The organism is Rhizobium sp. SAFR-030 (assembly GCF_059415005.1).
This window is the reverse complement of the sequence record NZ_JBPFDO010000001.1, coordinates 165,547-183,049: the sequence shown is the minus strand read 5'-3', so window position 1 is coordinate 183,049 and position 17,503 is coordinate 165,547. Positions and strand designations below refer to the sequence as shown.

Annotated in this window: 21 protein-coding genes and 1 tRNA gene; 9 read left to right on the top strand and 13 right to left on the bottom strand. The window is 62.7% G+C overall.

Translation table 11 applies throughout. From position 1 onward, the window contains the following. Window positions 1–45 precede the first annotated feature (45 nt). Window positions 46–372, top strand: a complete 327-nt coding sequence (locus tag ACR65N_RS00945) for an HlyU family transcriptional regulator (RefSeq protein WP_440455408.1) — start codon at window positions 46–48, stop codon at window positions 370–372. A 212-nt stretch (window positions 373–584) separates the two neighbouring features. Here the strand turns inward: ACR65N_RS00945 and ACR65N_RS00940 are convergent, their stop codons facing one another. Then, the gene (locus ACR65N_RS00940; RefSeq protein WP_430308009.1) at window positions 585–1,199 is read right to left on the bottom strand and encodes an FMN-dependent NADH-azoreductase; all 615 of its coding nucleotides are present in this window, start codon (window positions 1,197–1,199) and stop codon (window positions 585–587) included. Between the two features lie 187 nt (window positions 1,200–1,386). Here ACR65N_RS00940 and ACR65N_RS00935 point away from each other — a divergent pair, with 187 nt between their 5' ends. Then, window positions 1,387–2,355, top strand: a complete 969-nt coding sequence (locus ACR65N_RS00935) for a LysR family transcriptional regulator (RefSeq protein ID WP_440455407.1) — start codon at window positions 1,387–1,389, stop codon at window positions 2,353–2,355. 90 nt (window positions 2,356–2,445) lie between these two features. Next, window positions 2,446–2,811 carry a hypothetical protein gene (locus ACR65N_RS00930; RefSeq protein ID WP_440455406.1) on the top strand — a complete coding sequence of 122 codons (366 nt, stop codon included), beginning with the start codon at window positions 2,446–2,448 and terminating at the stop codon, window positions 2,809–2,811. 5 nt (window positions 2,812–2,816) lie between these two features. On the opposite strand, the gene ACR65N_RS00925 is transcribed toward ACR65N_RS00930, so the two are convergent. Next, the gene (locus tag ACR65N_RS00925) at window positions 2,817–3,098 is read right to left on the bottom strand and encodes a hypothetical protein (RefSeq protein WP_440455405.1); all 282 of its coding nucleotides are present in this window, start codon (window positions 3,096–3,098) and stop codon (window positions 2,817–2,819) included. A 185-nt stretch (window positions 3,099–3,283) separates the two neighbouring features. Here ACR65N_RS00925 and ACR65N_RS00920 point away from each other — a divergent pair, with 185 nt between their 5' ends. Continuing rightward, complete coding sequence (locus ACR65N_RS00920; RefSeq protein ID WP_440455404.1) at window positions 3,284–4,039, top strand: Crp/Fnr family transcriptional regulator; 756 nt, start codon at window positions 3,284–3,286, stop codon at window positions 4,037–4,039. A gap of 19 nt (window positions 4,040–4,058) precedes the next feature. On the opposite strand, the gene ACR65N_RS00915 is transcribed toward ACR65N_RS00920, so the two are convergent. After that, complete coding sequence (locus tag ACR65N_RS00915; RefSeq protein WP_430308014.1) at window positions 4,059–4,757, bottom strand: Crp/Fnr family transcriptional regulator; 699 nt, start codon at window positions 4,755–4,757, stop codon at window positions 4,059–4,061. Between the two features lie 194 nt (window positions 4,758–4,951). On the opposite strand from ACR65N_RS00915, the gene ACR65N_RS00910 reads away from it, so the two are divergent. Continuing rightward, window positions 4,952–5,335, top strand: a complete 384-nt coding sequence (locus ACR65N_RS00910) for a response regulator (protein ID WP_440455403.1) — start codon at window positions 4,952–4,954, stop codon at window positions 5,333–5,335. Between the two features lie 113 nt (window positions 5,336–5,448). Here the strand turns inward: ACR65N_RS00910 and ACR65N_RS00905 are convergent, their stop codons facing one another. Both ACR65N_RS00905 and ACR65N_RS00900 read right to left on the bottom strand, forming a co-directional pair. Further along, entirely contained in the window at window positions 5,449–7,422 is a 1,974-nt protein-coding gene (locus ACR65N_RS00905; protein ID WP_440456096.1) for a bifunctional 2',3'-cyclic-nucleotide 2'-phosphodiesterase/3'-nucleotidase, read from the bottom strand. Between the two features lie 201 nt (window positions 7,423–7,623). Next, window positions 7,624–7,953, bottom strand: coding sequence for a PilZ domain-containing protein (locus ACR65N_RS00900; protein WP_430308016.1), 330 nt, complete (start codon window positions 7,951–7,953; stop codon window positions 7,624–7,626). A 193-nt stretch (window positions 7,954–8,146) separates the two neighbouring features. Here ACR65N_RS00900 and ACR65N_RS00895 point away from each other — a divergent pair, with 193 nt between their 5' ends. Continuing rightward, window positions 8,147–8,851, top strand: coding sequence for a PadR family transcriptional regulator (locus tag ACR65N_RS00895; protein ID WP_440455402.1), 705 nt, complete (start codon window positions 8,147–8,149; stop codon window positions 8,849–8,851). A 61-nt stretch (window positions 8,852–8,912) separates the two neighbouring features. Here the strand turns inward: ACR65N_RS00895 and ACR65N_RS00890 are convergent, their stop codons facing one another. The 6 genes from ACR65N_RS00890 to ACR65N_RS00865 all read right to left on the bottom strand — a co-directional run bounded on the left by ACR65N_RS00890 (window position 8,913) and on the right by ACR65N_RS00865 (window position 13,598). Further along, window positions 8,913–9,383: a DUF1203 domain-containing protein gene (locus ACR65N_RS00890; protein ID WP_440455401.1), complete on the bottom strand. Its 471-nt coding sequence runs from the start codon at window positions 9,381–9,383 to the stop codon at window positions 8,913–8,915. Between the two features lie 81 nt (window positions 9,384–9,464). Continuing rightward, window positions 9,465–10,889 carry a 3-mercaptopyruvate sulfurtransferase gene (gene sseA / locus ACR65N_RS00885; protein ID WP_440455400.1) on the bottom strand — a complete coding sequence of 475 codons (1,425 nt, stop codon included), beginning with the start codon at window positions 10,887–10,889 and terminating at the stop codon, window positions 9,465–9,467. A 35-nt stretch (window positions 10,890–10,924) separates the two neighbouring features. Next, a complete protein-coding gene (locus ACR65N_RS00880) occupies window positions 10,925–11,659 on the bottom strand; it encodes an alanyl-tRNA editing protein (protein ID WP_440455399.1) in 735 nt (244 codons plus the stop codon). A 10-nt stretch (window positions 11,660–11,669) separates the two neighbouring features. Then, window positions 11,670–12,710 carry a cysteine synthase A gene (locus tag ACR65N_RS00875; RefSeq protein WP_440455398.1) on the bottom strand — a complete coding sequence of 347 codons (1,041 nt, stop codon included), beginning with the start codon at window positions 12,708–12,710 and terminating at the stop codon, window positions 11,670–11,672. A 259-nt stretch (window positions 12,711–12,969) separates the two neighbouring features. After that, the gene (locus ACR65N_RS00870) at window positions 12,970–13,281 is read right to left on the bottom strand and encodes a hypothetical protein (protein WP_430308022.1); all 312 of its coding nucleotides are present in this window, start codon (window positions 13,279–13,281) and stop codon (window positions 12,970–12,972) included. Window positions 13,282–13,424: 143 nt separating this feature from the next. Then, window positions 13,425–13,598: a hypothetical protein gene (locus tag ACR65N_RS00865; RefSeq protein ID WP_430308023.1), complete on the bottom strand. Its 174-nt coding sequence runs from the start codon at window positions 13,596–13,598 to the stop codon at window positions 13,425–13,427. Between the two features lie 243 nt (window positions 13,599–13,841). Here ACR65N_RS00865 and ACR65N_RS00860 point away from each other — a divergent pair, with 243 nt between their 5' ends. Beyond that, window positions 13,842–14,372, top strand: a complete 531-nt coding sequence (locus tag ACR65N_RS00860) for a DUF4142 domain-containing protein (protein ID WP_440455397.1) — start codon at window positions 13,842–13,844, stop codon at window positions 14,370–14,372. A gap of 205 nt (window positions 14,373–14,577) precedes the next feature. Here ACR65N_RS00860 and ACR65N_RS00855 read toward each other — a convergent pair. Beyond that, window positions 14,578–14,652: transfer RNA gene (locus ACR65N_RS00855), tRNA-Asn, on the bottom strand. Between the two features lie 232 nt (window positions 14,653–14,884). Between ACR65N_RS00855 and ACR65N_RS00850 the strand changes: the two genes are divergently transcribed. Then, a complete protein-coding gene (locus ACR65N_RS00850) occupies window positions 14,885–15,088 on the top strand; it encodes a hypothetical protein (RefSeq protein ID WP_430308086.1) in 204 nt (67 codons plus the stop codon). Window positions 15,089–15,119: 31 nt separating this feature from the next. Here ACR65N_RS00850 and ACR65N_RS00845 read toward each other — a convergent pair whose 3' ends face one another. After that, the gene (locus ACR65N_RS00845) at window positions 15,120–15,761 is read right to left on the bottom strand and encodes an exopolysaccharide biosynthesis protein (protein WP_430308025.1); all 642 of its coding nucleotides are present in this window, start codon (window positions 15,759–15,761) and stop codon (window positions 15,120–15,122) included. A 621-nt stretch (window positions 15,762–16,382) separates the two neighbouring features. Between ACR65N_RS00845 and ACR65N_RS00840 the strand changes: the two genes are divergently transcribed. After that, window positions 16,383–17,438 carry a type I restriction endonuclease gene (locus tag ACR65N_RS00840; RefSeq protein WP_440455396.1) on the top strand — a complete coding sequence of 352 codons (1,056 nt, stop codon included), beginning with the start codon at window positions 16,383–16,385 and terminating at the stop codon, window positions 17,436–17,438. The last annotated feature ends 65 nt before the right edge of the window (window positions 17,439–17,503 follow it).

Here is a 17,503-nt window from a genome sequence, read left to right as displayed (position 1 = left end):
GGCTCCCGTCTTCCGCTTCGCCGGCCGATGTGCTAGGCAAAAAGCATGGCTTCAATCATCTCGAAATTCCTCTCGATGCTCTCCGGCACTGGCGAAAAGCCGACGGCCGGCAGTGCTGCCAAGGTCGATCCGCAGGAGCATGCGGGCTGCACCATCTATGCGGAACCGATCCGCGAGGGCTCGCAGCTGCGGCTTGCCGGACGGATCGAGAAAGATGTCGGCGGGCAGCGGCTGGTGCGCACCTTCGTGCGTGCCGACATGTTCACCTCGATGGACGACGCGGTGGATTGCACCTTCCGCAAAGCGCGCCAGATCATCGACCAGAACGGACAGTCGCTGTTCGGCGACGGGGTCGAAGAACGGCCGGCCTGACGGCCTGAGGCGCAGGTCGATCGGCCGCTCGGGCAGCAAGGAAGTGCTGGGAGTGCGTATGCCTGTACAGGCTGGACGAGGTTGACCCGACGGTGGTGAGCGCACACGCCTGCTTGCGGTGATGGCGTCAGCCCTGAGCGGCCGCACGAGCGCAACGAAAAAGGCCGCGGCGGGTGCCACGGCCTTCGCGTCAGTCATCAAGCGTCTGAGGATCAGGCAGCGATTGCCAGTTCGCGGGTACGGCTTTCGGCAGCGGCCAGCGCCTTGGCGACGGCTTCCGGACCGAAGGCGAGGCCTTCGACATAGATCACTTCCACATCCGTCATGCCCATGAAGCCGAGGACCGTCTTCAGATAAGGCACCGCATGGTCGAGGGAAGCGGCCGGACCGGCCGAGTAGACGCCGGCGGCAGCCAGCACGATGTAAACCTTCTTGCCGGTGACCAGGCCTTCCGGACCTTCGGCCGAGTAGCGGAAGGTCATGCCCGCACGGGCAATGGCGTCGATCCAGCTCTTCAGCGCCGAATAGATGTTGAAGTTGATGAGGCCGGTGCCGATGACGATCTGGTCGGCGGCGAAGAGTTCGGCGACCATCTGGTCGGAGATCGCGGCGGCAGCGGCTTCCTGCGGATCGCGATCGGCGGGAGCCTTGCGGATGGCCGATGTCGTCACCGTGTCGAGATGCGCGATCGGCGAGGTGCCGAGGTCGCGATGCACGATGGTGCCGCCGGTGCTCTGCGACAGGGCCTGCGCCAGATCGCCGGCGATCTTGTTGGAGACCGATTCGGCGCCGCGCGGGCTCGAGGTGACGAGGAGGATGTTGGACATGGGAGCACTTTCCAGATGTTGACGTTCGAGATTGTAACGGGAACCGGTCCGGCAGCTTTCGCCGCGGCCCTGGGGACAAGGCAGGTCGGGGTGGCATGCCTTCTTCGTCACCACACATAGAAATAGACAGCCATCGAGAAAATGCCGATAATGTAGAACCAACCCATCTAGGATCTCGATAGAACTCATGGATGCCAATCCCACTCTCGACCAGCTTCAGGTATTCCTCGCCGTGGCCGAAACCGGCAGCTTCTCGGCCGCCTCACGGCAGCTGAATCGCGCCCAGTCGGTGATCAGCTATACGATCGGCAATCTGGAGGCGCAGCTGGAGATGGCACTGTTCGACCGCAGCGGATCCCGCCAGACGCGGCTGACGGAGGCCGGCAAGGCGCTGCTTGCCGATTCGCGGCGTATCATGGCCGACCTGCAGGTAATGCGGGCACGGGCGAAGGCCCTGAAGCAGGGCCTGGAAGCCGAGGTTTCGCTGGCCATCAGCAACATGGTGCCGATCCACGCCATCGTCGAATCGCTCACCGAGTTCGGCAAGCGCTATCCGTCGGTGGCGCTGCACCTCAACTCCGGGGAACTGGGAATGGTCATGGACATGGTGTCGAGCGGCCGTGCTTCTGTCGGCATCGGCGGTCCGCTGCTGAAGGAAGACGATACCCTGATGGTCGACAGGATCGGTCACTCCTACATGGTGCCGGTGGTTGCCAGCATCCATCCGCTGGCGCAGTTGCGCCGTCCGCTCACCCGCTTCGATGTGCGCGAGGAAGTGCAGCTGGTGGTGACCGATGCTTCGGGTATCACCCGGGGCCGCGATTTCAACGTGCTGTCCTACAAGACCTGGCGCGTCGGCGACATCGCCACAAAGCACCAGCTGATCCGTGGCGGACTTGGCTGGGGCGGGCTGCCGGCGTCGCTGATCCATGAGGATCTGGCGAGCGGCCGGCTGGTGGCGCTGGAGATCGATGCCTACGAAAGCACGCTCTATCCGCTTTACGCCGTCAGGCGGACTGCCAACCCGCCCGGGCCCGCCACGCAGTGGCTGCTCGACAATCTGGCCGCACGGCTGGCCCAGTGCCCGGGGCAGGATCAGATGGCAGCGATGATCCACCGCCAACCGCCCGACGAGGAGCGCCTGGCAGCTGAATAGCCACCCGGTGCCGGGATTTTTGCGTCGCCGCTGAACCAGTTGCCCCGTGGAACGTAATGACGTTCGTGAGTTCAAATCCCGGGCAACCGCGTGCAGACATACCAAATCATTGTCGTGGCCGATGCCGGCTTGGTTCTGGATACAGTGAGGGCGGCGTGGCGTCGTTCAGGCATCAAGCTGAGCGGTCCATTCCGGCCAGAAGAGGTGGATGACGCGGAGCTGATCCGCTCGGGAGGCGTCGTGATCGACGTGTCGCTCGAAGCCTCAGAGCTGTTTGATCTGTCGGAACGCCTGCTGCAGCTCGACGTGCCGTTTCTCTTCGTCGTTGGATCGAACGCCCACTCTTCTGCCAGTGGTCTACCCTACAGGCTCACGGACGGACAGGCCGACATTGCCGCGATTCTGAACGGGCTCACCCAGGAGCATTTCGGAAAGACGACCGCGCAATTGCACTGAGGCGTTTAGCCGACGTTGCGCGTATCCTGGCAAAGGAGTTCCTGGACGTGCTGGTGCTGGATGCGGAACAGCAGTGCGCGCATGTCGCTTTCCGTTTCAATCTCGGCAGGATCGCGCCGGATTGCCTCGCGCGCCCTCATCAGCGTTCTGGCCGTCAGCATGGCAATCTCTTCCGATGACCGGAAATAGCGACCGGCCATGCGCTCTACATCCGGCAATGCTGCCTTCAGCAATTGCAGGGCGCGCGCCGTGTCGGCGGATAGCAGGTCTGGATTGCCGGTGGTCATCATCGTCTCCATCATGCTCGCAAGTTAATGTCCGTGCGCCAGGAGAGTTCCGGTACGCTAAAAGACAGAGAAGTCTCGTCGTCAGGGAACTTTCGTCGTGATTTGCGGTTTGTCCCTGCCAAGCACGCGCCACGGTTGACGAGGCCGCCCCTGAGGGAGCCGCCGACAACCAGGAAGGATGTTCCGTGAATGTTTCCCTGCGTCTGAGCGCCGGAAATCTTCTGCTCGCCCGGCTGCCGGACCGTGAGGCGCAACAACTGGGCCCGGATCTGGAGCGGGTGGAGCTGATAAAAGGCGAGAAGCTCGCTACGCCGGCGTCGGCTGCGACCCACGTCTACTTCCCGACATCCGGCATCGCTTCCGTCATTGCGGTCTCGCCGAAAGGCAAGGTCGCTGAGGCCGGCCTGATTGGCGCCGAAGGGTTTCTTCCCGTGGCCGCTGCGGCGGGACCGGTTGGACGGTTCGGAGATATCACCATTCAGCTCGCGGGCGAAGCATGCCGCATGCCGCTGGACACCTTCTCGCACCATGTCGCCGAATGCCCCGTGCTGCAGCAACTGCTTCTGCGAGCCATTATCGGATTTACGGCGCAGCTGGCGGAGACCGCTCTGGCGAACGCCGTCCACAGCGTCGAGGAGCGGCTCGCGCGCTGGTTGCTTCTGTGTCATGACAGGGTCAAAGGCGACGAGATCGCCCTCACTCACGAGTTCATCGCCCTGATGCTGTCGGTGCGCCGTCCGAGCGTCACCTCGTCTCTGCATCTTCTCGAAGGTCGGGGACTGATCCGCGCCGAACGCGGGCTGATCACCATGCGCAACCGTGCGGCAATGGAGACGTTCGCCATCGACACCTACGGCCGGGCCGATGAAGAATATCACCGGCTGATGGCGCTTCCGCTCGAAGGCGATGTATCAGAGCAGGCAGGCCGTCTGCGCGGCTGAGGCTGGAAGCGCATGCGTCCTACAGTTCGCCGATCAGGCGTCGATATTCCTCTTCCGGCTTGCCGTACACGTCCCCCGCGAACGATTCGAGGCCGGCCCGGTCCCGCACACTGATGCGGCCACGCTCGGCACGGATCAGCTTCTTTCCCTCGAGGATATGCAGCGCCGTCGTGACGCTTGGCCGGCGGACGGCGAGCATCAGCGAAATGAACTCGTGGGTGAGCAGGATCTCGTTGCCATCCACCCGGTCGTGGCACATCAGCAGCCAGCGGGCCAGCCGCTCGTCGATATTGTGCACGGCGTTGGAGAGTGCCGTGAACGAGATCTGAGAGCCGAAGGCGTGGATGAAGCGGGCGAGCAGGTTTGCCAGAACCGGGCAGCCGGCGAGCACAGACGTCAATTCGGCGAAGGAAATCCGGTATCCGGCGCCTTCAACCTGGATCACCACCTCGTGGATGCTGATGTTGCCGCCGACACCGGCAGGCGTCGGGGAAAAGCCCTCGCGGCCGAACATGCCGGCCTCGGCCCGGTGGCCTTCCGGCGATACCGTAACGACGGAGCCGATGCCCGATGTCGGAAAGTAGACGAAATCTATCGGCTGGTCCGGCTTAACGATGACGAAGCCTTTGGGAAGCTCGATGGGCGAGAGCGCTGAACCGACTTTTTCCAGTTCGATAGGTGGTAGCAGGGCAAGCAGTCGGTTGCGGATCTGGCTCAATTCTGTAGCGCCCATAGCTATGGCTGGCGTGAGGCGAGAACTGAGGTCTCGGCCGATCTGCCCCTGTATTTTCAGACAGTTGCCCGTATAGCATCATGTTCTTACAGGTGGCGTTGCGTACGCTGGCAGACGGAACCAGACATGCCCCGGCTTTTGTCTAAACTGACAGGCAACCTTCTCGTACGGGAGAACCGATGCACGTCGATCTGGAAGAAGGAGAGGTTCTCCTTCTGGAGGATCAAGCCTTGATCGCCATCTATGTGGAAGAACTGCTGGAACAGGAGGGTTGCGGTCCGATCGTTACCGTAACCTCCTGCGCCGATGCGTTGGCATGGTTGGTCGATCACCATCCGCGACTGGCCGTCATCGAAACCCGCGTCCAAGATGGCGATTCGACCGAGATCGCCGAGATCCTGACGCAACGGCGCATCCCGTTCATCGTCCACACATCCCGCACGAAAGAGGCAGGAGACACCGGTCCTGACGTTCCGCAGGTGGTACGGCTCTGGCTGTCCAAGCCTTGCCCGCCCGAAGACTTCCTTGACGCTATCCGCGCCTGCAGAACCGCCGTCGCCTGACGCTGCCTGAGGTGGCGTTCCAACGCCGCGCCGCACCTTCATCCATGATCGAAAAGCCGCCGGCACCTGTGAGGTGCCGACGGCTTTGCTGCGTCTAAGAACAGTGATGTGCCTCAGAGCACCAGGCGGAACTTGGCAAATCCCTCGGCGCCATCACCGGCATCCTCGATTTTTGCGCCCTTCACCTGGCCCGCATACTGGCGTCCCTTGGGGCCGCTCTCGAACACGGCTGTGGTGCCGGCCTGTGGCTTGAACGACCAGTTGGCGTCGGCGGTCGGATTGATCGTGCCCTGCTCGATGATGTAGCGCACCACCACGTCGCGATTGGTATCGGGTGCCACGAGGATCACCTTGTCGGCGGCAATCTCGGGGAACTTGCCGCCGCCACCGGCCCGGTAGTTGTTCGTCGCGACGACGAATTTCTGCGCCGGGTCGATCGGCTTGCCGTCGAACGTCAGCTCGACGATGCGGTGCGCGTCCGGATTGATCAGCTTGCCGTCCTTGTCGAAACGCGTCGGCTGCGACAGGTCGATCTGGTAGGTGACGCCGTCGATCACGTCGTAATTGTAGGACGGGAAGCCGCTGTTCAAGAGCGGTGCATCCTTGCTGCCGGCGGGCACCTGGTTGAACATGCCGGCCGACATTTCCAGCCAGTCCTTTACCTGCGCGCCGGTGATCAGCAAGGCCTGAACGGTGTTCGGATAAAGATAGAGGTCGGCGACGTTCTTGATGGCGATATCGCCGGCCGGCACGTCGGTAAAGTAATCGGCGCCACCGCGGCCGCCCGCCTTGAAGGGAGCTGCGGCCGAAAGCACGGGGAAGTCCTTGTATTTGCCGTCCTTCAGCAGGTTCTTCACGTACCAGGTCTGGGCATTGGAGACGATCTGCACCGACGGGTCGTCGGCAACGAGCGCGAAGTACGAGTAGAGCGGCGCGGATGTCTTGCCGACCGGGCGGCGGACATAGGCGAGCGTCGCTTCGTGCTCTTCCTTCACCGCGGCAACGATCTCCGGCTTGTCCTTGACATCGGCGACGACCTTGCGGCTGTCGTCGCGATGGTAGATCGGCCGCGCCTCGGAGGTGAAGTCGACGACCTTCCAGCTCGAACCATCCTTTTCCAGCAGAAGGTCGATGAGGCCCATATGCGAGCCCCAGAAGCCGGCCATGACGGCGGGCTTGCCCATCAGCGTGCCCTGCTTGGCATCGGCGCCGGTGATGCCCTCGAAGTCCTTGGGGCCGGGGAAGACCAGGTGCTGGTGGCCGGTGAAGATCGCATCGATGCCTTCGACGCCGGCGAGGTAGAGCGAAGCGTTCTCCATCCGCTCGCTCTGGCCGTTGCCGTCGATACCGGAATGCGACAGCGCCACGACGATATCGCAGCCTTCTTCCTTCATCGCCGGCACCCAGGCCTTGGCGGCCTCGACGATGTCGCGCGTCTGCGCCTTGCCTTCGAGGTTCTTGGCGTCCCAGACCATGATCTGCGGCGGCACGAATCCGATGAAGCCGACCTTGACCGGGCTGGTGGCGCCGGAGCCATCACGGATCTGCTTTTCGATGATCACGTAGGGCTTGAAGAACAGCTCATCCTTGCGCGCCTCCGATGCCAGCTGGCCCTTGGTGAGGTTGGCGCAGACGATCGGGAATTGCGCCCCGTTGAGGACGTTGAACATGAACTCCAGGCCGTAGTTGAACTCGTGATTGCCGAGCGTGCCGCAATCGTAGCCGAGCGCGTTCATCGCCTTCATCACCGGGTGCAGGTCGCCTGGCTTGATACCCTTTTGATAGGCCATGTAATCGCCCATCGGGTTGCCCTGCAGAAGGTCGCCGTTGTCGATCAGCATCGAGTTTCCGGCCTCGGAGCGCACCTGGTCGATGAAGCTTGCGGTCCGCGTCAGTCCCATCGTGTCGTTGGGTTTGTCCGCATAGTAGTCGTAGGGCATGATGTTCACATGGATGTCCGTCGTCTCCATGATCCGCAGATGCGCCTGATTGGCCTGGGCGCGGGCTGCGAACGGATGCAGCATGACGAGCGCGGAGCCTGCAGCGATACCGCCGAGCAGCGAACGGCGCGTCATCGGGCGCGTCATGGAAGGTGGGGTGAACAGGGTTGACATGGACCTCTCCAACAGTCGGTTGCAGCGGAAGTGTAGGAGCTATGTCGCAGCGACGCATCAGGAAAATGACGAACGACGCCGTCGTCCACCGCCGGTCAGCCAGGTGACGGGGAGGAACGCCGAGGCGCCCCCACGAATAAAGGGGTGGGAATCGGGGTGGGGCGATGCAGCCGGTCAGAAACGACCGCCGGCGCGTCCGTGGTAGAAGCGGAAATACGACGACACCTTTGCCCAGGCATTCGAGCTGCGGTCGAACTGGACACCGATCCGAAGGCCCTGGCACCATTGCACCGTGCCGTCGATCAGCCCCAACTCCTCGCTCTCGATGCGGATGCGGCTTCCGGTAGCTGCATGCAGGGGGCGATCGAGCTGAAGCGCGAGGCCTGCGGCGGAGAGGTCGATCACCCGCCCCTGCGTCTTTTGCAGGCCGTAGCGAACGGTGCCGGTGATGCGCGTGCGCCTGCGTTCGGCGTTGCGGGCCTTGATGCCGGAGAAGGGAAGCATGGCTGGAGCTGATCCTGGTGACGTGCCGGAAGATCATGCACGCAAAGCGTTTCCGAGCCCTTACGCCGTTCGTTCGGAAGCCGCTCGTAGAGCCTGACCAAGACCCATCTTAGATATATCGAAACACACTTGACACGCGCAGCATTCGGCGTAACTTAGATATATCGAAAGACAGTCTCGAAAGGAGCTGAACATGTTCGGAAACGAACACGACGCAAGACACGACGGACAGCATGGCGGTCATGAACATGGCCGCGATCATGGACACCGCGACTGGGCCGGCCTGTTCGCGGCCCGCGGCGGATTTGGCCGCGGCTTCGGACGTTCGGGCCAGGGTGGCCCGGGTGGACCCGGCGGTCACGGTGGCCATGGCGGTGACGATGGGGAGGGACGGATTGGCCGCTTCCTGCTGCAGGGCGATCTCCGGCTGCTGGTTCTGGCGTTGATCGAGAAGGAGCCGCGCCACGGCTACGAGATCATAAGATATATCGAAGATCTCACCTACGGCTTCTACGCGCCAAGCCCCGGCGTCGTCTATCCGACGCTCACCTATCTGGAGGAAGCCGGGTACGTGACCGCGGAAATGGACGGCACCAAGAAGCGCTACTCGATCACCGAGGAGGGGCGCGCCCATCTCGAGGACAATCGCAGCATGGCGGCGACGATCCTCGACCGCCTGTCGCAACTAGCCGAGCGGATCCGCCAGAAGCAGGAGCGCCGCGGCCGCGGTCGTGAAGATGCGCCGCATCTGCCGCGCAGCCTCGAGGCCGCGATGCTGAACCTGCACGAGGTCGTGGCGCGGCGCATCCAGGCCGACGAGCGGCAGGCGGGCGAGCTGGTGAAGCAGCTGCTGCAGTTTGCCGAGGAACTGGAACGCGGTGGCAACAGCCCCGCCTGAAGGCTGGCATTCATTTCGACGGCGGCGGTGGCTTGGTCACCGCCGCCGTTGCCGTTGGAGCTCAGCCGCGTTCGATGCGGCACTGGTAGCAATTGTTGCGCGCCGAGCGGACATGCACATAGGCGATGTCCGGCCGGGCCAGCAGATCCTGCGCACGCGCAGCGATTTGGCCGGTGGGGGTGACAGCACCGGTGCCATAAACGATCCGGTCGTCCGGCCCGTAGCCGCGCACGATGTAATCGGGGCTCTCGAGCATCGGCGGCAGAGCCTCCTCGGCCGCATAGCGCGGGCAGGGGCCGGCGTGCAGGAATATCGGCCCGGTCTCGGCGTAGGGCTGGGGAGACGGGAAGGGGCGGTGGGCGAGAACCAGCATCTCTTCGCCCGCCGCGATGAAGCCGAGGCAGTGGCGGCACGGCATTGCGCCGCCCGGAGACAGCATGCGCTCGCAAGGCTGTCCGTTGGCATCCGGCGCGCCGGCCCGCAGGGCTTCGACGGTCTCTGTTGGCAGGGCCTGGAAGCGGATCGACGTCATGGGCATCTCCTTTGGATGGATCGATGCCCGCATTCTGGAGGATCGGATGGTGCCGCCGCCACCCGATCCTTGCGCACCACCTCAGTCGCGTTTCAGCGCCGCCAGCCGTTCCTCGTCCGACATCGGCTCGACCCAGGTCTCGACGGTCGCCACCGGCGCAAAGCCCATCATCTGGTAGAGGCTGAGCGCCCGCGGATGGTCGAGCGTGTTGGTCGAAACCGTGACCTTCTTCGGGCTCATCTGCCAGGCCGTGTAGAGCGCCTGCAGCAGGAACCACTTGCCGATGCCGAGCCCCAGCGCATGTTCGAACAGGCCGAAATAGGAGAGCTCGACCTCGTCTTCGCTCTTCTGGAACAGCTCGAAAAAGCCGGCCGGCGCGCCGTTGACGTAAAGCACCATGACGCAGTTGCGCTCGTCGGAGAGGATGTCCGACAGATCCTCGTTGCTCAACCGCAGGCGATTGTACCAGTGCCAGCGGCTGCCGACCTGCCGGTAGAGATAGCGGTAGTAGTGGAGCGGGATCGACGGCGCGCGGATGATCGCCGTCTGGATGTTGACCGGGATCGGCACACTGGCGCGCGGCGGCGAGGTCATTTCCAGGAACGTGACGCGGGTGCGGATCGGTTCCGGCGGACCCGCGGGCGTGGCGGCCGTCGGCGGGCCGGTGACGACCGGCGTATCCTCAAGGCTGCCCCACTCCGACCACGAGCCGTCGTAAAGCGTCAGATCGGTCGCGCCGAGAGATTCCAGCGCCAGGCTGACCACCGCTGCCGTGACCCCGGAGCCGCAGCTGGTGGTGACGGGCTTGGTGAGGTCGACGCCCGCTTCGTCCATCAGCGTCTTCAGCGTCGCCAGGTCCTTGAAGTGGCCGTTCTCGGCAAAGATCGTTGCCGGCATGCTGCGCGCGCCCGGCATATGGCCCGAGCGCATGCCCGGCCGCGGCTCGGCCTCGTCGCCGGAAAACCGGCCGGCACCGCGGGCATCGATCACCTGACGCGATCCCTCGGCGACGATGCGGCGCATCTCGGCAAGGCTGGTCACAGACTTGGCACGCAAGCGGGGCGTGAAGGTGGCCGGCTGCGGCTGTGTCTCGCCGGTCTCCAGCGGCCGGTTCTCCGCCTTCCAGCCGTCAAGGCCACCGTCGAGCACATAGACCTTGTCGACGCCCATGGTACGCAGCATCCACCAGACACGCGGTGCCGAGAAGAAGCCCGGCCCGTCATAGACGACAATCGTATCGTTTTCGGAGAGACCGAGCAGGCCGACGCTTTCGGCGAACTGGTCCGGCGTCGGCAGCGAGTGCGGCAGTCCCGTCGCGTGGTCGGCGATCTCGTCCTGGTCGAAGAACACCGCACCCGGCAGATGGCCGGCGACAAATTCTTCGAGCGGCCGGCGCTTGTGGACCGGCAGATACCAGGAGGCATCGACCGGCTTGAAGCCGGGGGTGCCAAGCTGCGCCTCGACCCAGTCTGCCGATACGACGAAACGGCTTTTTCCTGCGTACATTCAAGTCCTCCGATTGAAGCCGGAGAACGGACCATTCACGCAGATTCGGCCGAGGTGCCGAAGCGAATGCGAAAGCGCCTGTTCTCCTTGCCCTTCTTTTCGATCTTGGCGATGTGAATCGCACCGACTTCCTGGGTTTCGGAGACATGTGTGCCGCCGCACGGCTGGCTGTCAACGCTGGAGTTCTCGCCGATGGAGACGAGACTGACCCGACCGAGACCGACCGGCGGCCGGACGTTCTTCGATTTGACGATGTCGGGATTGGCGGCGAGCTCTTCGTCGGTGATCCAGGTGACGAAGACCGGATGGTTTTCATCGACCAGCCGCATCAGCCGCGCTGTCACCTCGTCCTTGTCGATGACGTCGGTCATGTCGAAATCGACGCGCGATTCGTCCTCGCCGACAGCTGCACCGGTGATCGGGTACTGGCAGACGACCGACAGCAGGTGGCAGGCGGTGTGCATGCGCATCAGCCGGTAGCGGCGCGGCCAGTCGACATGCAGGGTCAGCGTCTCACCGACGTCCGGCCGCACCTCGCCGTCCTGCGGCACGTGCAGGATGATGTCCTTGGTCTCGCCATGGCGGGTCTGTCCGAGCATGATCTTCGTGCCGTCGGCCCGCTCCAGGAAGCCTGTATCGCCCGGCTGGCCGCCGGACGTCGCATAGAAGCAGGTCTGGTCGAGCTCGATGGCGCCGTCCTCGTGGACGGCGGTGACCGTGCCCTCCGCCGTGGATAGATAGAAATCGTCGCGGTAGAGGGCTCGGGTCATGCGGGTCTGCTCAGCTGGTCGGCTCGAAAGGGACGGTGATGTCTGTTTTTTCTACCAGCCAGCCGGGGATCGGCAAGTCCTTCGACCGCAGGAAGTCGGGGTTGAACAGTTTTGACTGGTAGCGGTTGCCGTAGTCGCAGAGGATCGTCACGATCGTATGGCCGGGGCCGAGATCGCGGGCCAGCCGGATGGCGCCGGCAATGTTGATGCCCGACGAGCCGCCGAGGCAGAGCCCCTCCTGCTGCACCAGGTCGAACACGATCGGCAGCGCTTCGGCATCCGCAATGCGATAGGCGAAATCCGGCGTGAAGCCTTCGAGATTGGCGGTGATGCGGCCCTGGCCGATGCCCTCGGTGATCGACGAGCCTTCCGACTTGAGCTCGCCATGCGCATAATACTCGTAGAGGGCGGCACCTTCCGGATCGGCGATGCCGATCTTGACGTCGGGATTGCGCTCCTTCAGCCCCATGCCGGTGCCGGCCAGCGTGCCGCCGGACCCGACGGCGCAGATGAAGCCGTCGATCTTGCCGCCGGTTTGCTCCCAGATTTCCGGCGCGGTCGTTTCCAGATGCGCCTGGCGGTTGGCGACGTTGTCGAACTGGTTTGCCCAGATCGCGCCGTTCGGCTCGGTCCTTGCCAGTTGCTCGGCGAGCCTGCCGGACAATTTTACGTAGTTGTTGGGGTTCTTGTAGGGAACCGCGGGGACCTCGACGAGCTCGGCGCCGAGCAGCCGCAGCGCATCCTTCTTTTCCTCGCTCTGGGTTTCCGGAATGACGATGACGGTGCGGTAGCCGAGCGCCTTGGCGACTAGCGTCAGGCCGATGCCGGTATTGCCGGCCGTACCCTCGACGATCACGCCGCCCGGACGCAGCAGGCCGCGCTTTTCCGCATCGCGAATGATGAAGAGCGCGGCACGATCCTTGACCGACTGGCCGGGATTGAGGAACTCGGCCTTGCCGAGGATCTCGCAGCCCGTCAGTTCCGAGGGGCCGTCGAGGCGCACCAACGGCGTGTTGCCGATGATGCTGAGCACGGACGGATGAATGGTCATGGGAAATGCCTTATCTTGCAAACAAAAGCTGCCCTGCTTTTCCATCCTGCCGAGCCAAAGCGCAAGGAATTCCGTTTCCGATGCGGCCGCTGGCCGGCAAAATCTGCACTGTCGGCGTTTTGGCAAAGTGGTGGAATGCAGAGCGGCGCCACTCGGCGACGATGCGCGTACCGGCATTCGACGGCGCTAACTCTGCGGACAGGCAATGGAAACGCAAAAAGGCCGGGATGAACCCGGCCTTCCGCTTGGGAGATGAGGATTAGTTCTGGCAGTCGTTGCGAGCGCCCTCGGTCACACCCTGTGAAACCTGGTTCTCATTGGAACCGCCGCAGTTGGTGCCTTCGGTCGACGGAGCGTCGCTGGTGCCGGCAATGCTGCCGGTCGAACCCTGGTCGATGCTCGAATTGGAATCCATCGAGCCCGAGCCGGTCATGCTCTGGGATGCGCCGTCGGTGCCCTGCGTGGTCGAGGCGCCGCTGCCGACCGAGCTGCCGCCCGTAGCGGTTTGGGCGAGCGCGCCCGTTGCAAGACCAAGCGACAGGACGGATGCGGTGAGCAGTTTCGATAGCATGTGCTTTCTCCTTGTTTTTCTTAAGGATGGGCCTGTTTTTCGTTACCCGGTGACTGAACCGCGACCGCCTGCGTGTTGTTCCGAAAAAAGTTAGATTAGCGCTCGCCGCCGCTCCTCTCCGGCGCCTGCCGAACCTCTTAAGATCAGGAGAGCCGGAGCGGCAACTGCACGCCCTTCGGCACGTAGATTGGCTTGCGGCTGGCGAGTTCGATCCGCTGGAACGTCTTCTTGCGGTCTTCCGCTTCCCGCTCGCGGGCAGCTCTGGATGCCGCCACGGCGGCAAGCGCGTTCTGAACGGCCTGTTCTGCACTGGTCATGAGCATCTCCTCATTCGTTCTCTTTTTGTTCTATTCTGTTTTCACCTGTAGGTCAAGAGTCGCGGGCGCCGTTCAGCTGATGTGGCGATGGTCAAGAGGTCTTGCAAGGTTTTACCCAAGGCGGCGTCACGGGCTGAGCGTCCTTGGTTGCAGCCGTGTAGCGAGCCAGCGATCGGCCGAGCGTCTCTGCGGGAACCAACTGGGGGGCATCCTTGTTCTCGATCCGCAAAAGGAGACAAGCAGATGAAAAAGATCGCACTCGCAGCCGCCGCGCTGATGGCAGCAACTTCCGCCCTGGCGCAGTCGGCAACGGAATCGACAGGCGTGAACTCGGTCCTGGGCGTCGCGCCGAAGACCGAAGATTTTGTCATGAAGGCCTCCGCCAGCGACATGTTCGAGATCGAATCGAGCAAGCTGGCGCTGCAGAAGGGCAATGATGCGACCAAGACATTCGCCCAGCAGATGATCACCGACCACGAGAAGACGACGATGGAGCTGAAGGGCCTCATCGACGGCGGCAAGGTGAAGGGTGCTCCGGTGACGGCGCTGCCTGAGGACCACCGCGAAGAGGTGGACGACCTGGCCAAGCTGAACGGCGCCGAATTCGACGAGGAATACATCGACGACCAGGTGGATGCCCACGAGGATGCCGTCGATCTGTTCAGGCGCTATGCGGCTGAAGGTGAGAACGCTGACTTGAAGGCCTGGGCCGCAAAGACCCTGCCGGCGCTCGAGCACCACTACAAGATGGCGCAGGATCTCGACAAGAGCTGACCCCGCACACGGCCTGCCCGCCTTGCAATAGTGCCGGCAGGTACTTCGACAAACCCGTCGATCAGCCGATCGGCGGGTTTTTTTGCGTCGCCCGCGTCTCCGCAAAGCTGTCGGAAGGCTGAGCTTTATCGGGTCTGGATGATGGAGAAGAATGAAAAATGCCCGCTTTCGGATCTCTCGACGAAAGCGGGCATTTCTTCTAAATTGGCTCCCCGGGCCGGATTCGAACCGGCGACCTGTCGATTAACAGTCGAATGCTCTACCGCTGAGCTACCAGGGATCACCGCTTGCCGCGGCGGTGAGCGGGGTAATACTCATGCTGGTTCGATTTGCCAAGCGCTTTTTTCGAAAAAATCGTGGTGCGCTTGCTTTATCCCCATGCGCTCCCCATCTCGCTGCAACACCGAAAATAGCGCAAGGACGTTCGATACGTGGAGAGCAAGGCAGGACAGCGCAGATTTGGCATCGACCCAAGGACCGGCCGCCTGCATGTCGGGTCATGGCACGTGCCGATGCCGCGCTCGCGGGTCGGGCGGATCGGGATCGGCTCGGCGCTGATTGCCGGCGGCGTGCTGGGTTTCCTGCCGATCCTCGGCTTCTGGATGGTGCCGCTCGGCCTGGTGGTCCTGTCGCAGGATCTGGCCGTGGTACGCCGCAAGCGGCGCCAGTTGGCGGTCTGGTGGATGCGCCGGAAGGCCGATCGCCAGCGGCGCTGACGATCGACCGAACAGCAACTATCGGGCGTGCTCAGCTCAAGAAGGTTGCCAGTCCCTGGCCGGCGGAAAACGCCATCAGCGCCAGCACCGCGAAATAGATGACGGTGATCACCAGGAACAGGTAGCCGCCCACCACCATCAGCCCGTCGCGCTGGATCATGCCTGTTGCCAGCAGCAGGATGGCGATTGCCGGCAGCGTATTGGAAAACGGCACCAGCCCCAGCGGAAACAGCAGCAGCACGCCGCCTGCGGTGATGCCGAGCGCATTGATGCGGTTGACCGCCGAGCCGCGGGTCATCGCCGGCCAGCGCGGCTTCAGGAAGCCATCGATGCGCGACACGATGCGCAGACCCTTTTCCAGAGCTGGTACGAGCTTGCCCGTGTCCAGCCGCCGGTCGAGGATGCGCTTCGGCAACCAGGGAAGGCGGTTGAGGAAGACGGCGATGCCGATCAGGATGATCGCTGCGCCGAACACGGTGCTGACGCCGGGGATCGAGACCGGGATGAGGAAGGGCAGCGAGGCGAGCGCGCAGATCAGCAGGAGACCCTGCTCGCCGACCGATTGCATCAATTCGCGCAGGCTGACGGTCGCGCCGTCAATGCCGTCGATCAGGCTTCGCAGGGTGTCGCTGAGAGGGCGCGACGTATCTTGAAACTCATCCGGTTGCAGCAAGCTCTCGTCTCCGTGCCGTGTGCGTTGGCGCGAAGCAATAGCAGCCTTTGGCCGGAGCTTGAAGTGTGCGTCAGTGCGGTCTGATCAACCAGTCGACTGCGCCGCAGGCAAGCACTGCCGCAAGCACGGCCAGTACATACGGATTGATGGCGGTGAAAAAGCTGAGATAATGCATGACGGTTCTCCTCCAACCGTTGAACACGCTCTCCCCGCGCTCCTCCGCAGCGAGAACATTCAGCAATTTATCACGGTTTCGTCATGAATGCCACTGCGGGTTGACGCCGAGGCTTGGATGGAAGCGGGAGAAGAAATACGAAGAAAAATTCTGTCGCGCAGAAGTACTTGTGCGCATAGCCCTCGCATGTTGTTATCGCTTTCCATGCTCAGGGAGGTCAAGATGAAGGCCGAATTCCTCGTTATGAGTATAATGCTGGCGCTGAGTATCGGCGGAGCCTTGCTGTTCGAGATGTGGAAGGTTTCCCTCTGTCAGTCCGGCGGCCATTCCATCATGCATGCATCACCGAATAGCTTTTCGGCGAAGAGCCACAGATAAAATTAGAGGCAGTCTCTGAGGATGTAGAGAGAATTTTCGGCTGCTGCAGAGCAGGGATGCCAGCTTAGATGCCTCCCACCCGTCCTCGGCATCGATTTACTTCCCGCTTGACCAGCGTTTGTGTTGCGCAGATCTTCACTCGGATAACGGGTGGAGGGGATATGAGTACCATTGATGAAAGTTTGCGCTCGATCGCGGAGCGCGTCCGAACACATTCCAGTACGATGGCGACCGAGGAGGCGGTGAAGACGGCGGTGGTGCTGCCTTTCCTGCGTGCCCTGGGCTACGATGTCTTCGATCCGACGGAAGTCGTGCCGGAGTTTACCGCAGATGCCGTCGGCAAGAAGGGCGAGAAGGTCGACTACGCCATCAAGATAGACAACGAGATCAGGATCCTGATCGAGTGCAAGCCGATTTCAGTTGCCCTGGACAAGAAGCATCTGGACCAGCTCTACCGTTATTTCAGCGTGACCAACGCGAAGTTCGCCATCCTGACCAATGGTCGAACGTTCAATTTCTACACGGACCTCGAAGCGACCAACAAGCTCGATACGCGGCCGTTCTTCGTCTTCGACGTGACCGACTTCAACCCAGGCATTCTGTCCGAGTTGCGGAAGTTCGAGAAGGCGAGTTTCGACGTCGTGGCGATTCTCGCGACCGCCGAGCGGCTGAAGTACACGTCGGGGGTCAAGCAGATCATCTCGAGGCTGATGGAAGAACCGTCCGAGGATCTGGTGCGCATCGTCTCGGCCGGTGTCTATGATGGCCGTATGACATCACCGGTGCGAGAGATGTTCACCGGGATCGTCCGTGCGGCTTTTCGAGAGGTCATCATGGACACGGTCAAGAGCCGTCTCTCCAACGCGCTGGCTGATACCGAGGCGGTCATCGAAAAAATCGACCTGCCCGCGGCCGACGAGCCCGAGGTGGTGACCACGGAAGAGGAGCGCGAGGGCTACATGATCGTCAAGGCGATCGTGCGCGATACGATCAGTCCAAAGCGGGTGGTGATGCGCGACCAGCGAAGCTACTGCGGCATCTTGGTCGACAACAACAATCGAAAAACCGCTGGCGCGGCTGTGGTTCAATCGGTCGGTCAAGTATATCGGCCTGTTCGACGGTGACACCGAGGAGCGGCTGATCGTCGACAGCCTCGACAAGATCTACGAATACAGTGACCGCCTGCGGG

Coding starts and splice junctions, on each gene's coding strand:
- ACR65N_RS00840 (WP_440455396.1), top strand. CDS start 16,383: ATGCCTCCCACCCGTCCTCGGCATCGATTTACTTCCCGCTTGACCAGC.
- ACR65N_RS00860 (WP_440455397.1), top strand. CDS start 13,842: ATGAAAAAGATCGCACTCGCAGCCGCCGCGCTGATGGCAGCAACTTCC.
- ACR65N_RS00895 (WP_440455402.1), top strand. CDS start 8,147: ATGTTCGGAAACGAACACGACGCAAGACACGACGGACAGCATGGCGGT.
- ACR65N_RS00935 (WP_440455407.1), top strand. CDS start 1,387: ATGGATGCCAATCCCACTCTCGACCAGCTTCAGGTATTCCTCGCCGTG.
- ACR65N_RS00875 (WP_440455398.1), bottom strand. CDS start 12,710: ATGACCATTCATCCGTCCGTGCTCAGCATCATCGGCAACACGCCGTTG.
- ACR65N_RS00910 (WP_440455403.1), top strand. CDS start 4,952: ATGCACGTCGATCTGGAAGAAGGAGAGGTTCTCCTTCTGGAGGATCAA.
- ACR65N_RS00865 (WP_430308023.1), bottom strand. CDS start 13,598: ATGACCAGTGCAGAACAGGCCGTTCAGAACGCGCTTGCCGCCGTGGCG.
- ACR65N_RS00925 (WP_440455405.1), bottom strand. CDS start 3,098: ATGACCACCGGCAATCCAGACCTGCTATCCGCCGACACGGCGCGCGCC.
- ACR65N_RS00905 (WP_440456096.1), bottom strand. CDS start 7,422: ATGACGCGCCCGATGACGCGCCGTTCGCTGCTCGGCGGTATCGCTGCA.
- ACR65N_RS00890 (WP_440455401.1), bottom strand. CDS start 9,383: ATGACGTCGATCCGCTTCCAGGCCCTGCCAACAGAGACCGTCGAAGCC.
- ACR65N_RS00900 (WP_430308016.1), bottom strand. CDS start 7,953: ATGCTTCCCTTCTCCGGCATCAAGGCCCGCAACGCCGAACGCAGGCGC.
- ACR65N_RS00940 (WP_430308009.1), bottom strand. CDS start 1,199: ATGTCCAACATCCTCCTCGTCACCTCGAGCCCGCGCGGCGCCGAATCG.
- ACR65N_RS00870 (WP_430308022.1), bottom strand. CDS start 13,281: ATGCTATCGAAACTGCTCACCGCATCCGTCCTGTCGCTTGGTCTTGCA.
- ACR65N_RS00945 (WP_440455408.1), top strand. CDS start 46: ATGGCTTCAATCATCTCGAAATTCCTCTCGATGCTCTCCGGCACTGGC.
- ACR65N_RS00850 (WP_430308086.1), top strand. CDS start 14,885: ATGCCGCGCTCGCGGGTCGGGCGGATCGGGATCGGCTCGGCGCTGATT.
- ACR65N_RS00880 (WP_440455399.1), bottom strand. CDS start 11,659: ATGACCCGAGCCCTCTACCGCGACGATTTCTATCTATCCACGGCGGAG.
- sseA (WP_440455400.1), bottom strand. CDS start 10,889: ATGTACGCAGGAAAAAGCCGTTTCGTCGTATCGGCAGACTGGGTCGAG.